This window comes from Bacillus altitudinis, from assembly GCF_001191605.1.
In the GTDB taxonomy this organism is placed as follows: domain Bacteria; phylum Bacillota; class Bacilli; order Bacillales; family Bacillaceae; genus Bacillus; species Bacillus altitudinis.
On record NZ_CP009108.1, the window covers coordinates 67,274 to 82,639 of the forward strand.

Below are 15,366 nucleotides of genomic sequence, written 5' to 3' on the forward strand. Positions count from 1 at the left end.
TTATTTTAAGATAGCAGGTGCCTCTTCTTTCACTTGTCTATTCTGCAAAAAACGCTGGATTCTTGAAAGTGATTCCTGCAAGTGATCGAGTGATGATGCATATGAACAGCGAATATGTCCTTCACCACTTGGACCGAATACATTTCCAGGGACAACCGCTACTTTCTCGCTAAGCAGCAGCTCCTCGGCAAATTGTTCTGAAGTCATGCCTGTGCTTTTAATGGACGGGAAAGCGTAAAACGCTCCGTTTGGCTGGTGGCAAGTGAGTCCAAGTTCATTGAGAGAGCCGACAAACAAATTACGGCGCCTTCTGTAGCTTTTCTTCATTTTCTCCACATCTTCAAGTCCATTTTTTAATGCTTCTTCTGCGGCATATTGTGCCATAGCTGGTGCACACATCATAGAATATTGATGTATTTTCAGCATGGCATCACGGAGGATTGGCGGTGCTGCCACATAGCCTAAGCGCCACCCCGTCATAGCGAACCCTTTGGAAAAGCCTGAAATCAAAATCGTTCTTTCCTTCATATCTTGAATCGCCGCCACACTCGTAAAAGCTTCATCGTACGTCAGCTCTGCATAAATCTCATCTGTGATGATTAAAAGATCATGCTCCTTTGCAAACTGAGCAATATCTTCAAGCTCTTCTTTCGAGTAAACAGACCCTGTTGGGTTTGATGGAGAGCATAGCAAGATGGCTTTTGTTTTCGGCGTCAGCTTCGTACGAAGATCAGCAGAATCGGCTTTAAAATCTTTTTCTGCCGATGTACTTAAATAAACCGGTACACCGCCCGCAAGTGTCGTCAGAGCCCCATATGCGACGAAACAAGGCTCAGGGATGATTACTTCGTCCCCGTTGTTTAAAATGGCGCGAAAGGCCAAATCAAGCGCCTGGCTGCCGCCAACGGTAATAATGAGTTCTTCTTCAGGACTGTATTCAATTTGAAACCGCTTATATAAATAATGGCTCAATTCTTTTCGCAAAGAGAGCAGCCCAGCATTTGCTGTATAAGAGGTCAGTCCTTGCTCTAAAGACATAATACTGGCTTCTCTCACATTCCAAGCTGTCACGAAATCCGGTTCGCCGACGCCGAGGGAGATAACCCCTTCCATTGTGGCTGCCAAATCAAAGAATTTCCGAATACCTGACGGCTGAATGCTTTGTACCGTTTCAGATAAATAAGACTTTTTCATTTAAGGAGACACCACGATTCTTTTGTCATCGTCCCCTGTTTCAAAGACTTTCCCATCATGCTTATATCTTTTCAAAATAAAGTGGGTAGTGGTTGAAACAACAGAATCAAGTGTCGATAATTTTTCAGATACGAAGCGGGCGATATCAGACATGGATCTTCCTCTGATCACAACAGATAAATCATACACGCCTGACATTAAATACACGGACTCCACTTCTTGGAACCTGTAAATGCGTTCAGCAATTTCATCAAAACCGACGCCTCTTTTTGGGGTCACTTTCACATCAATCATCGCTGTAACGCCTTCGTGTCCGTCTACTTTTCGCCAGTCAATCATGGTCGAATAATCAATAATGACTTTTTGATCTTCCAGCTTTTGAATAATGGCTTCTGCTTCTTCTGATGTCACACCTGCCATTTTTGCAATTGTATTTAAATCGGCGCGGCTGTTTTCATCTAAAATCTCTAATATTTCAGTTTCTTTTTCGGTTAGTTTCATTGATTTCACACCTCTGATTGTAAAAAGCTAGTTTAAAAAAATCTTCTGAACATTATAGCACGTTTTTCCCGTTATGCTAAGCAGGGAAAAGATTCTAATCGTAGCTTAAAATCCACTTTTTAGGGTACAATACAGTCACCTAACAGAGAGTGAGTATCAAATATCGGAGTTGATGAGTGTGGACATTGTACAGCCATCCTATATGAAAAGTAAATTCGGTTTAGATATCTATTACGAACACTATCCAAATGAAGGTAAGAAGACATTGATTTTGATTCACGGCCTTTTCTCATCTACCTTCAGCTATCGAAAGCTCATCCCGCTTCTGAAACAAGACTTCAATTTAATTGCGATTGATCTGCCTCCATTCGGGCAGTCCGAAAAATCGAATACGTTCATTTACAGCTATCGCAACATGGCAAAAATCATCATTGAACTAGCTGGTTATTTGCAGATTCAGCATGCGATCCTCGTGGGGCATTCCATGGGGGGACAAATTGCTTTATATGCTGCCTCTGAGCGTCCCGACCTATTTGAAAAAGCTGTTCTTTTATGCAGTTCAGGGTATATGAATAAGTCCAAAAAGTCGCTTGTTTACAGCACATATATTCCTTATTTTTATCTCTATTTAAAAAGAAAGTTGTTCAAGCAAGGTATTATGAAAAATTTAACCGCTGTTGTGCATGATCATTCGATTATTGATCAAGAGATGGTGGACGGATATTTAAAGCCTTTTTCAGATGACCAAATTTTCAGAGGTATTTTTCGTTTGATTCGGCATAGGGAAGGCGATTTAGCGTCAGATGTCTTAAAGAAAATGGAGACACCTGTCCTGCTGATTTGGGGGGAGGAAGACCGGATCATTCCTATTCAAATTGGCGAAAGACTGCACAAGGATCTGCCGCATTCAACCTTTCACGCATTAAAAAAAACCGGGCACCTCATCCCTGAGGAAAATCCGGTCTTTGTGTCTGATCAAATTGGTCATTTCAGCCTGTCTTAAAACGAACAGGAGCTACTTTCTCTTATGATAAAAAGCTGATTTGCGATATGCTGGCAGCTTTCCATCGGAAGAAGCTGATCAAATGAGTGATGGTAAATGGCTTGAATGTCTTTCGCGAAAGATAACGGGTCTTCTGCGTCGTATAAGGCACTGATGACGTCAGCAGGCTCCGTTTCGTAAAAGTCCTCTCCATACTGAAAAGGGTCCCATGCCTTAATGATTTGAATCATCTCTTCTACAGCTTGACTATCTTTCATGGGGATCACCGCTTATAATAAATTTTGTGATGTTTATTTTAGCACAACCAAGAATGGTTGAAAAACGGCTAGAGGTGGGTTTCATGAATTTCGACGAACAGATCATACGTAAAGGTTCAAAATCAGTCAAATGGGATCAAGCAGAGTCTTTATTCCTGACAACAGATGCGCTGCCAATGTGGGTAGCAGATATGGATTTTAAAGCGCCCCAAGTCGTGCTTGATGCTTTAAAAGAACGATTAGATCACGGCGTATTCGGCTATGCATTTCAGGATCAGGATACGCAGCAAGCAGTAGCTGACTGGGTCAAAAGAAGACACGGTTGGACGATACAAACAGATGCCGTCACCTTCACACCAGGTATCGTGACAGCACTTAGTTTTGCGGTACAAGCCTTTACAGCTCCGAATGATGAAGTGGTCATTCAGTCACCGGTGTATACGCCCTTCTATCAAATGATTGAAAGAAACGGACGTATCGTCTCAACCAACCCTTTAAAAATAGAAAACAACCGTTACATGATGGATTTTGATGATTTAGAGAAGAAATTAAGCAGGCCAGAAGCAAAGCTGATGTTTCTTTGTCATCCGCATAATCCTTCAGGGAGAGCTTGGTCAAAAGAGGAATTAAAGCGTGTAGGAGATTTATGTGTACAGTACGGTGTCACCGTCGTGTCAGATGAAATTCATTCCGATCTGATGCTTTACGGGCAGCCGCATGTGCCTTTTGCCAGCCTTTCTGATGAGATAGCTAACATCACGGTAACGTGTATTGCACCGAGTAAAACATTTAATTTAGCTGGGCTTCAGGCATCTGCCATTATCATTTCTGATGAAGAAAAAAGAACTCTTTTCACCAATGAAGTGCAAAGAAATGGATTGTCTAAACTGAATGCCTTTGCGATTCCTGCCATGGAGGCGGCCTATCGCCACGGAGATGAGTGGCTTGATTCACTTGTTCTTTATCTCGAAAATAATATGAAGATCGCAATGGATTATATTGATGATTATCTGCCGAGCATGCGTTATATGAAACCAGATGCTTCTTATCTATTGTGGCTGGATATTCGTGATTATGAGCTCACTCAAGCAGAATTGAAACGTAATCTGCTGAAAAAAGGCAAGGTCATACTAGAGCTCGGAAACGTATATGGGCACGAAGGAGACGGCTTTATTCGAATGAATCTAGGCTGTCCTGCCGGAACAGTGAAAGAAGGTCTGAAGCGCCTTCACCAAGCATTCACTCAATCATCCGAATAAAACCATTTCTATCAAAAGAACATCCTAACGGGTGTTCTTTTTAAAGAAAAAAACCCTCCTATTATCATATCTACTTTGTACATGAAATGATATAATGAGAGGAATTACAATTATTTACGAGGAGAGCATTTAAATGGAAATGTTCAAGGATTTTCTGCTCCATGTATCTTTTATTCTATTTCCAATCTTTTTATATCATGCACTATGGCTAAGCCGGACCCCTGCTCATTTCCCTAAAACGAATAAACTGCTCATCACCATATTTGCATCCATTTCATCAGCACTATGTATTATGTATCCAGTTGGTTCGATTTTAGATTTGCAGACTGGGCTTCAATCGATTCCCCTTGTACTGGCTATTTTATACGGGGGATATACCGCCGGAATCGTCGCTATCTTGGTTAGTTCAACCGTAAAATTCGTGATGTATGGTTCTTTTTTATGGGTTGGATTGATTGTTGTACCGATTTACTTTTTCATTCCTTTCTTGCTTTACCGGAAATGGCGCCAATATTCTAAGCAGAGAAAGCTGTTATACGGAGTCATGATTGCGTTATCAAAAGGGATGTTTATTTACATTGGACTGCTTGTGGTCAGCTTAATTGAGTACAGCCCTGCATTCATTATGCAGCAAAAGCTACTTGAATTATTTTTCTCAACTCTTTACTACATATTCTTTCTTGTGCTGAGTATTTATTCCATTGAGTTTGTGAAAGAGAATGCGCAAATGAGAACACAGCTTGTCCAATCAGAGAAACTGACGATTGTGAGTGAACTGGCAGCAAGTGTCGCCCATGAAGTCCGCAATCCACTGACGGTGGTGAGAGGATTTATCCAACTGCTCTTTTCAAGTGACAATACGAAAGAGCCGTCAACCAATAAAGATTATAAAAATCTCGTTTTATCTGAACTTGACCGTGCTCAGGATATTATTACGAGCTATCTTGATATTGCGAAACAAAATTATTATCAAATTGAGTCTCTCAATTTATCTAAATTACTTGAAGAGTGTGCGTCGCTGATGACATCCTATGCGAATTTTAAGTCGGTCACGATTCATCAATCGATTGAACCAGACTTATACATCCAAGGTGATGAAACGAAAATCAAACAAGTCATGATTAATTTAATCAAAAATGCAATCGAAGCAGCACCCGAACACGAAGGTAAAATCGAACTGTTTGCTTCAAAAGAAAATCATCGAATCTGCCTTTATTTCGTTGATAACGGTGTAGGCATGTCAGAAAGCCAAATGAAAAAGCTTGGTGAACCCTATTACACATTGAAAAATAAAGGAACAGGGCTTGGGTTGACAGTGACATTTTCCATCATTGAAAATCATCATGGAACGATTCGTTTCAAAAGCTCATTGCAGTCTGGTACAACAGTCACCGTGAAGTTTCCTGAAGATACAAGAAGAAAATGATCAATCCATTTTTTTTGTCCTTTTTTCATCGATCTGCTCCTGCTTCTTAGAAGCACGAACGATCAGACGAAAGCAAATAAATGCAGCAGCAAAGAAAAGCACCGTCGTGATTGCCGCAGGGATATACTCCCTTTTATCTTCAGGAAAATACAGTAGAAAGAATATGATGAACGACATGTTCCGCTCTTCCCCCTTTTGCTCGTTTACTTCACTATATTGGCTAAAAGAAAGGAAATACCTTCTTATGCGAAGGAAATGGAGGAATTTCATATGACAGACATTCAGATTGGACAAATCGTGAAAGGTTTTTACAAAACAGGTGTTTACATTGGGGAAGTGACAGCCATTAAACCATCTACTTATCTCGTTCAAGTAAAAGCGGTTTTAACACACCCCACTCAAGGTGACCTGCATCATCCAAAAGAAGCGGACGTACCTTTTTTTCAGGAAAGACGGGCTTTGGCCTTTAGGGAACAGACGAACATCCCTCATCATATGGTCAAGCCTTATGATGGCGACATACCTGATTATCAAGTATCACTGAAAGACGCCGTAGACAAATTGAAAAAAGGGCTCAGTGCGGATGATTCCAAGTGGGCTGAAAAATCAAGAGCGTGCCTCTCTTCTCTTGAAAAAGATTATTTTCCAGAAGACGCCCGCTAATCTGCCGAATCAAAAAAGTGAGAGAAGTCAATGAGTTCACCAATTTTGGTTGTTTGCGGATTTTCCACATAGGATCGATCTTTTTCAAAAAGGGTGAACAGCTGATAAGTGGTCATGGCATCATCGAGTGCTTTATGATGCTTACCAGCTCCTTCACTGCCGTACTCCTTAGCTGCTTTCCGAAGTCCTGTGAGTGTTCTATCCCCAAAAAAGGTTTTATATTCAAAAGCCAGATCCCTTTGATTCCCCTTAAAAGGAAAACCAATATGATTGAGCATACAGTTTTGCTTCAGTACCTTCATGTCCATATTTCCCCATGTGATAATCTCACAGTCTTCTCCCCCATCGAGTGACACGAGCTTCTCGATAAACGTCTCAAAAGAAATCCCGCTTTCTACATCCTGCTGCGTAATGCCAAGGAACGATTTACAGCGCTTTGTCAGCTTCGGGAACTTTTTCGGTTTGACATAGCTTGAGAATGTGTCTATGATCGTTTCATTTGATGCTTTAACGACACCGGCTTCAATGATTTCCGGGAAAAAATTTTGCGGATGATATTTCCCATCAGGCATCGTAAATTCAAAATCGACCACAAGCAGCGTCTTCTGTTCCATCAGTCTCACCCCACTTTCTCGTCTATTTTCCATCCTGCTACTATTATATTAAGACGGACTTTGAAATCACTTCATTTTCGTGAAAATAATGCAGATTCACTATGCCCAACCTATTCATCAGATGAAAGATCGTTTATTTTCCTTTATAATTATTAAGGAACACGAAATAAATAAAGAAGGTGGTCTTTATCACAAACAGGAAGAAAAACTTGTACATCATGTGGTTTGTGAACTTTTTTGTATCTGCCAGCATTACAATGATCGTCCCTTTTTTATCACTTTACATAGAGTCTCTTGATAGCAGTTATTCGAATGAATTTGTTCAAAGATGGAGCGGCTATGTCTTTGGGGTTACGTTTTTAACAGCCTTTCTCATTTCTCCAATTTGGGGACGGATTGGTGACCGGCATGGCTATAAAAAGATTTTGCTCATTAATGGCATTGGGATTGCAACAAGCATTTTATTAATGGGGCTTGTTCAAACCGTTTATCAACTATTTGCGTTAAGGCTTTTCATGGGACTTGTGACAGGCTTTATTTCGACTTCGATGGCACTGATTTCTGCACAGACCGAAAAGGCAACAGCCGGTAAGACCCTTGGTACGATGCAGATGAGTAATGTCGCCGGAGGGTTATTCGGTCCGTTAATGGGTGGATTTATGGCAGACAGTGTCGGATTCATTTATACATTTTTCTTAACAGCTGCTGTCATATATGTGTCAGCGATTGTCATTATCTTCGGTGTGAAAGAACAGCCGATCCGTTCAAAAGAAGCAAAACGGGTATCTTACTCACGGAAGGACGTCCTTGTCCATATTTTCAAACAGCCTTTACTTGTCGTCACCATGCTACTCACATTTATTACGCAAGTCGGGAACTTTAGTATTCAGCCGCTTTTAGCCTTGTACATTCATGATTTACACGGCCCAGTCAATCTTGCCTTTTATGCAGGGCTGGCGTTTTCTGCAACCGGGCTTGGCAATTTGCTGTTTACACGGAAATGGGGAGACCTTGGAGATCGTATTGGTCACGATAAGGTGCTGCTTGCCCTTCTCATCCTCTCCTCCATTTTATTCATCCCGCAAGCGATGGCAGATTCCTACGGGATGTTAGTGATCTTCCGTTTCTTATACGGGATGGCACTAGGCGGCATCATTCCTTGTACGACGGCCTATATTCGCATCAAAGCGCCTGCCTCTATGCAAGGAGAAGTGCTTGGTTACAATGTCAGCTTCCGCTTTCTTGGAAATGTCGTCGGACCCGTCATAGGCGGTATTGTGGCGAGTCATTACGGAATTCCAGCTGTCTTTTATGTTACCGCCGGCATTTTCCTTTTCGGGGCATTATTTTTATGGGCGGTCCGCTCACAATCAAAGACAAAAGAGAGGAGTGTCTGATCCATCATCAGATACTCTTTTCTTCTGTCTAAATGCCTTGTTTACTAGACTTCACGTCTATTCTTTTCTAAAAATAACCTTCTCGTAATCGCAAAAGAATGGTACGATATGGCTAGAAATCCGAAGAAAGTGAGTGACCTCATGTTTCGTGCAATCATTGGTTGGTTATTACTTGCTGCCCTCATCCCATTATTTGTTCTGACTTTTTATCTATCAAAGGAAGAAGCCGCAAGTGTAAAACCTGTTAACGAAGTGCTTGATCAAAAAATCAAGCTGGAAAAGGTAGACTTTTCCCAAAACAGTTATATGTATGATCGAGATGGTTCTCTTATCTCTGAGATCGTATCAAACGATGAGAACCGTGTTTTCGTGAAATACGATAAAATTCCTGATTCCGTCAAGGAGCTGTTCCTCCGATCAGAGGACCGCAACTTTTATGACCATAAAGGCATTGACTTTATGGGCGTGATTCGTGCCCTTGCTGCAAATGTGAAAAACCATGGCATTAGCCAAGGCGCCAGCACCATCACACAACAGTTATCCCGTAATTTATATTTAAGTCATGAACGTTCATTCAGCCGAAAGTTTACAGAACTGCTCTATTCCTATGAGCTCGAGCGAAAATTTACAAAAGAGGAAATTCTCGAAAGCTATTTAAATACGATTTATTTCAGTAACGGGGTTTACGGTGTCGGTTCTGCGGCTAATTACTATTTTGATAAGCCGCTTAGTTCTTTGACGCTTGCACAGATGGCATTTATTTCTGCGATTCCTAACAACCCTACGCTGTATGACCCATTGAAACAATTCAAACATACAAAGAAACGCCAGGAACGGCTGCTTGGTATTTTAGAAAAAGATGGTGTCATTACGAAGAAGCAATACAAAAAAGCAGTGAAAGAAAAAATCAGCTTGTCCTTAAGTGAAAAGAAAAATCTTTATCCTGACTATGTGACATATGCTAATGAAGAATTTACCGATCTGGTGTCTGATCAGGAAGGCTTTACAAAACGATTGAAAAAAGCCAAAACAGCTGGCGCAAAAAAAGCAATTCAAAAAGAATTATCAGAAAAGGTTAGTGCATTGCTTCAAGATGGTGTGAAGATTTATACAGCACTAGACCCTTCCTTACAACAAAGAGCGGTCTATCAGCTCAATGCACAATTGCCTTATCAAGGTGTGGAAGGCGGTTCAGCAGTCATTAACCACCAAACCCACCAAATCGTCGCACTTGCTGGCGGGAAGAATTATAAAAAGTTTGATTTCAACTACGCCTATCAAGCGCAAAGACAACCTGGTTCCGCAATTAAGCCGCTGTTAGATTATGGCCCTTATATTGATCAAACCGGTGCCACGGCATCAAGCAAAATTAGTGCCGGCAAGTTTTGCAGCAGCGGATACTGCCCGCAAAACTATAGTCATAAAACATATGGAACTGTAACACTTGAAACAGCCTTTAAGAACTCTTACAATACACCAGCGATTCGTATGCTTGATACAGTCGGTGTCAAAAAAGGCTTCAGCTATTTAGAAAAGTTTTCATTCGAACATATTGTCGCAGATGATTACCGCCTCCCTTCTGCACTTGGAGGATTTACAAAAGGCTTCTCGCCGCTAGAAATAACCGATGCCTATACCGTGTTTGGCAATCAAGGTGCCTATACGCGAAATCACTCCATTACAAAGGTCACAGACTTAAACGGCAAAACCCTTTACAAGTGGAAAGAGTCGCCGAAGCAAATCTATTCTCAGCGTACAAATGAAACAATGCGCAAACTACTTGCCTCTGTTGTGAAAAGTGGAACAGGGAAAAAGGCGAATTTCAATTCTCCTTACATTGGGGGGAAAACAGGGACATCCAATGACTACAAAGACATTTGGTTTGTTGGCCTGACAGATCAATACACAATGGGTGTATGGGTAGGAAGAGATAGAGGAACCGTTGAATCGATTTATAGTTCAAGCCCGCACTTACGTATTTGGAAACAAACTATGCAATACGCTAGATAAACAGGAGGTTTGATTGCAATGCATTCAACACAACCCTCTCACTTCATTTTATTTGACGGTGTCTGCAACGTGTGCAGTGGTGCTGTTCAGTTTATCATCAAGCGCGACCCGAATGAGCGGATGATGTTTGCTTCTTTACAATCAGATACAGGACAGCGTATTTTAAAAGAAAACGGCTTGCCTTTAGATGAGTTCAATTCATTCATTTATATTGAAAATGGGACCCTTTATATGAAGTCAACAGGCATCTTAAAAGCCGCGCGGCATTTAAAAGGGATATACAGATGGAGCTATTTACTCCTCGCGATCCCTCGTCCAATCCGTGACTGGTTTTATCAGCTCATTGCAAAGAATCGCTACAAATGGTTTGGTCAAAAAACATCCTGTATGATGCCTACACCAGAAATTCAGAAGCGGTTTCTTCCATAAAAAAAAGCATCCTCCATCATCGGAGGATGCTTTCTTTCGTCTGATTAAGCTGGCAGACTCGCCATCACACTGTTATAAAGCTTAATAAATAAGTACAAAATGCCGATCAAAAACGTGGCCCAAAACAGCAGAATAAACATCATAAACCCAATTAAATTCAGCATGGAAAGTGATTGATAAATGCGTACCACAACCCAGATAAAATAGACGAGACTTGCTAAAACAAAAAGTCCAACAAGCAGAATGAGCTGCTGCGTCAATAGAAATGCAAGTAAGCTGGCAAACAAATAGACAACCGATGCAATCCGAATTTTCTTTAAGTTCTCCCCTTCAGGGTCCTTTGCAAAAAAGAGCAGCGCCAACTCTAACACCGTATCTGCAATGAGTTTTAAAGCAGATAAAATCATAAAATAAACAAGTGCAAATGCGGCAAACAAAGCAAGACGAATGCCCTGTTCAGAGAAAAATTCCAGCATTCCTTTTAAAATCCCTGCTTGGGTCAAGAAGTCAGTCGTGATACCTACTGTAAAAATAGAAAAGGCAGAGCTGAATAGCAAAATCGAAATCAGCGGAAAATATCCAGTCAAATATGTATTTTTCATAAATAGATCCTTTCTCATAAGCTCATTTTTATTATGGCTCACTTAAAACGGATTGACAAGATGCTTTCCAAGTAAACTGGAATCTAAATCAAATTTGTGATTTTGCACGTACATTCCTTCACAAACTTACATTTTCCCGTTAAAGTATTACTATTACGAAAAAATTGCGCGTTAGGGGTATACTCGTGAAAAAAACTTTAAGACTGCAAACACGGCTGACGATCTTTGTCTGTATTGTTGTCCTGATCTCCCTCTGTATCACATTCTTTACGATCTGGTCAGAAACAGCCAAAAATATTCATCAGCAGGAACGTGATATCGCCCTCTCCACTGCCAAAATGGTCGCAGAGGCTCCGATCACAGCAAAATCATTGGAAAAAGATCAATCATATACAGCACTGCGAAAATATACAACAAGTGTTCAGCGTATTACCAAAACCGAATTCGTTGTCGTCATGGATATGAACGGTATCCGCAAAACACATCCGAATCCGCAAAAGATTGGGAAGCGGTTTGCTGGCGGTGATGAAAAACCGGCATTACAGGGTAAAGAACATATTAGTACCGCATCTGGAACACTTGGCAAGTCCATGCGTGCCTTTGTTCCTGTTTATAACCAAGATGGCAAGCAGCTCGGGGCTGTGGCAGTTGGGATTACATTAAAGGAAATTGATTTAATTATTCATCAAAGCCTGCTCCCGCTCTACTTTGTCACATCGCTAAGCCTTTTATCTGGCATTATCGGCGCACTCATTGTGGCACGTAAAGTAAAGAAGATTATGTTTGGACTAGAGCCAGATGAAATTGCCACATTATTAAAAGAACGAAGCGCTATGCTAGAATCAACAAAAGAAGGCATTCTTGCCGTCGATCAGCACGGTAAAATCAAGCTGGCAAATGCAGAAGCTAAACGTCTTTTTCATAATATGGGCATTATGGTTGACCCTAGAGAACAAGATGTACAGGCCCTTCTTCCTTCAAGCGGCTTAAAGCAAGTAATCGAAACACGGAAACCGCTGCTTGATCGCGATGTCAGAATGAACGGACTGGAGCTGGTCTTTAATGAGGTTCCGATTACGGTAAAAGGAGAAATTGTCGGAGCGATCGCAACCTTCCGTGACAAAACAGAAGTCAAACACCTGGCTGAGCAGCTGAGCGGGGTGAAGATGTATGCCAATGCACTTCGTGCCCAGTCACACGAATTTATGAACAAGCTCCATGTCATTTTAGGATTGGTCCAGCTGAAGAACTATGATGACCTTGGCACCTATATTAAAGATATTGCGATTTATCAGCAGACAGAAACAAATGAAATCATCAACCATGTGAAAAACTCTGTCTTAGCCGGGTTTTTACTAGGAAAACAAAGCTACATCAGAGAACAAGGCGCAGCTTTAGAAGTCAATTGCAGTACACAAGTACCAAACTCGGAGGACCCAGCAGTCACACATGACCTTATTACGGTCATCGGTAATCTGTTAAATAACGCACTCGATGCCGTTTCCCATACAGAGAACAAAAATATCTCCATCTCATTCAGATATGTCCAAGAGCAGCTTCATATTGAAATTACAGACACAGGGGTCGGTCTGACAAAAGAAGAACAGGACATTATGTTTGATCAAGGCTTTTCAACAAAAGGAGAAGACAGAGGATTTGGCCTTTACTTTGTTGACCAAAGCATCAAAAAACTGAACGGACATATGATCGTCACAAGCGAAAAAGGAGAAGGAACGACCTTTAGTCTCCGTATTCCATATAAACAAAAGGAGGATTCACATGATTAATGTGTTGATCGTAGAAGATGACCCAATGGTCGGGGAGCTGAATAAACGCTACTTGACCCAAATAGAAGGATTTGAATTAAAAGGGATTGCCACCTCATTTCAGAAGGCACTAGACATCTTAAAATCAGAAATCATTCACCTTGTATTGCTTGATATTTATATGCCTGGACAAAATGGGCTTGCCCTATTATCAGAAATTCGTCAGCAAAATCATTCCGTTGACGTCATCGTCATTTCAGCTGCAAATGAAGTGGATGTCGTACAGCAAACGATGCGGAACGGAGCTGTCGACTATTTAATCAAACCTTTTGAGTTCGAACGCTTCCAATCAGCACTGGCAGAATATAAAAGAAAACATGCCCTATACCAAACGATGAACAGCATCTCGCAAAATGATTTAGACGCGAAGCTTTTTCATAAAAAAGCAGAGGCGGAAAAAGTCCTGCTGCCAAAAGGCTTAACGAAGAGCACACTCAAACTCATCTGGACAAGCATTCAATCATTCGGTCAGCAGGCTTTCACGACCGAAGACCTAGCCAATCATACTGAAATCTCCCAAGTTTCGATTAGAAAATATTTGAAATTTCTTGAGGATATCGAAGTGGTTGATGTGGAGATGGCATACGGGACAATCGGCCGCCCTGTTTTCCAATATAAACTGAATACAAGCAACATGAATTTGATACAGCAATATCTTTAATTTGACACATCTGACCTTTCACAAAGGCCAGATGTTTTTTTATGGCATACGATGTCACAAACCCCTTGATATCAGTGGTTCCACTGTAGTAGAGCACATCATAAAAGCGGCATTATATCATATTTCAGCACATAAAAAGACATCGAATTTAGCCTTTTAACATTTTTTTAAAAATAAAACAAATTTCTATTTATTTATTCGATGGGAAATGATAAATTATGATTGATTAGTTCAACGAGATATAAGTCTGATGTCTTACATCTTCTCTCCTGTTTCCATCAATTTTAAAAGAATGCAGGATAAAATACCCTTTTCACAAGGATAGGAGAAGGCAAGAGTCGGTCTTTTTTCGCGAGACTTTTCTGAAACTTTTAAATTTTATAGGGGGTTATGTTTTGAAGAAGCGCAAAATTGGACTTGCATTGTCCTTAGTCGTAGCAGCAGGAACCATCCTTGGAGCATGCGGCAACTCTGGCTCAAACAGCGGTGAAAACAAAAAAGATAAAGATCAATTCACTGTTGCAATGGTAACTGATGTCGGTGGTGTCGATGACAAATCGTTTAACCAATCTGCTTGGGAAGGTTTACAAGCATTTGGGAAAGACAACAATTTAACAAAAGGTAAAAACGGCTTTGATTACTTACAATCTAAATCAGACGCTGACTATACAACAAACTTAAACACACTTGCTCGTGAGAAATTTGATTTGATTTACGGAATTGGTTTCTTAATGCAAGATTCTATTACTGAAATTGCTGATCAACGTAAGAAAAACCACTTTGCCATCGTTGATGCAGTTGTAAAAAAAGACAACGTAGCAAGCATTACCTTTAACGAAAATGAAGGTTCATTCCTTGTAGGTGTGGCAGCGGCTCTTTCTACAAAATCAAACAAAATTGGTTTTGTTGGCGGCGTTGATTCTGAATTAATCAGAAAATTCGAAGTTGGTTTCCGTGCAGGCGTTGAAGCAGCTAATCCAAAAGCAAAAGTTGAAGTGAAATATGCTGGTGCATTCGATAAAGCAGACATCGGTAAAGCAACAGCTGAAAGTATGTACAAATCTGGCGTTGACGTCATTTACCACGCAGCAGGCGGAACTGGAACTGGTGTCTTCACAGAAGCGAAAAACCTGAAAAAAGCTGATCCTGACCGCAAAGTGTGGGTCATTGGTGTTGATAAAGACCAGTATGACGAAGGTAAAGTACCTGGAACAAAACAAAGTGTCACTCTTACTTCTATGATTAAGAAAGTAGACACAGCGGTACAAGACTTAACAACAAAAGCAAAAGAAGGTAAATTCCCTGGTGGCGAAGTCATCACGTACGGTCTGAAAGAAGGCGGCGTTGACATCTCTCCATCTCAAGAGAATCTTGATAAAGATGTATTGAAGAAAGTCGAAGAATGGAAACAAAAAATCATCAAGGGTGAAGTAAAAATCCCTGCAACACGTGATGAACTAAAAGATTTTAAAGCTTAATTTGTGCATCGGGATAAGCGCGCCTTATCCCCTTGCCTCTCCTTTA

16 protein-coding genes are annotated in these 15,366 nt (G+C 40.9%); 10 read left to right on the forward strand and 6 right to left on the reverse strand.

Going from position 1 to position 15,366, the window contains the following annotated elements:
- On the reverse strand, positions 1 to 1,194 hold the full coding sequence (locus ID12_RS00400) for an aminotransferase (protein ID WP_050826559.1): 1,194 nt from the start codon (positions 1,192 to 1,194) through the stop codon (positions 1 to 3).
- Complete coding sequence (locus ID12_RS00405; protein WP_007500517.1) at positions 1,195 to 1,695, reverse strand: Lrp/AsnC family transcriptional regulator; 501 nt, start codon at positions 1,693 to 1,695, stop codon at positions 1,195 to 1,197.
- Positions 1,696 to 1,873: 178 nt separating this feature from the next.
- Here ID12_RS00405 and ID12_RS00410 point away from each other — a divergent pair, with 178 nt between their 5' ends.
- Positions 1,874 to 2,698 carry an alpha/beta fold hydrolase gene (locus tag ID12_RS00410; protein WP_050826560.1) on the forward strand — a complete coding sequence of 275 codons (825 nt, stop codon included), beginning with the start codon at positions 1,874 to 1,876 and terminating at the stop codon, positions 2,696 to 2,698.
- On the opposite strand, the gene ID12_RS00415 is transcribed toward ID12_RS00410, so the two are convergent.
- Positions 2,695 to 2,955 (reverse strand): DUF1871 family protein, encoded by a 261-nt coding sequence (locus ID12_RS00415; RefSeq protein ID WP_025207895.1) that lies wholly within the window; start codon positions 2,953 to 2,955, stop codon positions 2,695 to 2,697. The two genes, ID12_RS00410 and ID12_RS00415, sit on opposite strands and share 4 nt — an antisense overlap.
- 83 nt (positions 2,956 to 3,038) lie before the next feature.
- On the opposite strand from ID12_RS00415, the gene ID12_RS00420 reads away from it, so the two are divergent.
- Both ID12_RS00420 and ID12_RS00425 read left to right on the forward strand, forming a co-directional pair.
- Positions 3,039 to 4,214, forward strand: a complete 1,176-nt coding sequence (locus ID12_RS00420) for a MalY/PatB family protein (RefSeq protein WP_025207896.1) — start codon at positions 3,039 to 3,041, stop codon at positions 4,212 to 4,214.
- Positions 4,215 to 4,347: 133 nt separating this feature from the next.
- Positions 4,348 to 5,640, forward strand: coding sequence for a sensor histidine kinase (locus tag ID12_RS00425; RefSeq protein WP_024719721.1), 1,293 nt, complete (start codon positions 4,348 to 4,350; stop codon positions 5,638 to 5,640).
- Here the strand turns inward: ID12_RS00425 and ID12_RS19295 are convergent, their stop codons facing one another.
- Positions 5,641 to 5,817 carry a hypothetical protein gene (locus tag ID12_RS19295; RefSeq protein WP_008345810.1) on the reverse strand — a complete coding sequence of 59 codons (177 nt, stop codon included), beginning with the start codon at positions 5,815 to 5,817 and terminating at the stop codon, positions 5,641 to 5,643.
- A 93-nt stretch (positions 5,818 to 5,910) separates the two neighbouring features.
- Here ID12_RS19295 and kapB point away from each other — a divergent pair, with 93 nt between their 5' ends.
- Complete coding sequence (gene kapB, locus ID12_RS00430) at positions 5,911 to 6,303, forward strand: kinase-associated lipoprotein KapB (RefSeq protein WP_041091822.1); 393 nt, start codon at positions 5,911 to 5,913, stop codon at positions 6,301 to 6,303.
- Here the strand turns inward: kapB and kapD are convergent.
- Entirely contained in the window at positions 6,300 to 6,917 is a 618-nt protein-coding gene (gene kapD, locus ID12_RS00435; protein WP_025207898.1) for a 3'-5' exonuclease KapD, read from the reverse strand. The two genes, kapB and kapD, sit on opposite strands and share 4 nt — an antisense overlap.
- A 218-nt stretch (positions 6,918 to 7,135) precedes the next feature.
- On the opposite strand from kapD, the gene ID12_RS00440 reads away from it, so the two are divergent.
- The 3 genes from ID12_RS00440 (at position 7,136) to ID12_RS00450 (ending at position 10,753) form a co-directional block, all read left to right on the forward strand.
- Positions 7,136 to 8,314 carry an MFS transporter gene (locus ID12_RS00440; protein WP_220482436.1) on the forward strand — a complete coding sequence of 393 codons (1,179 nt, stop codon included), beginning with the start codon at positions 7,136 to 7,138 and terminating at the stop codon, positions 8,312 to 8,314.
- 108 nt (positions 8,315 to 8,422) lie between these two features.
- Positions 8,423 to 10,324 (forward strand): transglycosylase domain-containing protein, encoded by a 1,902-nt coding sequence (locus ID12_RS00445; RefSeq protein WP_050826561.1) that lies wholly within the window; start codon positions 8,423 to 8,425, stop codon positions 10,322 to 10,324.
- An 18-nt stretch (positions 10,325 to 10,342) separates the two neighbouring features.
- On the forward strand, positions 10,343 to 10,753 hold the full coding sequence (locus ID12_RS00450; protein ID WP_035701187.1) for a thiol-disulfide oxidoreductase DCC family protein: 411 nt from the start codon (positions 10,343 to 10,345) through the stop codon (positions 10,751 to 10,753).
- Between the two features lie 44 nt (positions 10,754 to 10,797).
- On the opposite strand, the gene ID12_RS00455 is transcribed toward ID12_RS00450, so the two are convergent.
- The gene (locus tag ID12_RS00455) at positions 10,798 to 11,355 is read right to left on the reverse strand and encodes a YufK family protein (RefSeq protein WP_008345822.1); all 558 of its coding nucleotides are present in this window, start codon (positions 11,353 to 11,355) and stop codon (positions 10,798 to 10,800) included.
- Between the two features lie 185 nt (positions 11,356 to 11,540).
- Between ID12_RS00455 and malK the strand changes: the two genes are divergently transcribed.
- The 3 genes from malK to ID12_RS00470 all read left to right on the forward strand — a co-directional run bounded on the left by malK (position 11,541) and on the right by ID12_RS00470 (position 15,320).
- Positions 11,541 to 13,142, forward strand: a complete 1,602-nt coding sequence (malK, locus tag ID12_RS00460; protein ID WP_017367953.1) for a malate sensor histidine kinase MalK — start codon at positions 11,541 to 11,543, stop codon at positions 13,140 to 13,142.
- Complete coding sequence (locus tag ID12_RS00465; RefSeq protein ID WP_050826562.1) at positions 13,135 to 13,842, forward strand: response regulator; 708 nt, start codon at positions 13,135 to 13,137, stop codon at positions 13,840 to 13,842. The genes malK and ID12_RS00465 overlap by 8 nt, the downstream gene beginning before the upstream one ends.
- A gap of 395 nt (positions 13,843 to 14,237) precedes the next feature.
- Positions 14,238 to 15,320: a BMP family lipoprotein gene (locus tag ID12_RS00470; RefSeq protein WP_035701194.1), complete on the forward strand. Its 1,083-nt coding sequence runs from the start codon at positions 14,238 to 14,240 to the stop codon at positions 15,318 to 15,320.
- Positions 15,321 to 15,366 lie beyond the last annotated feature (46 nt).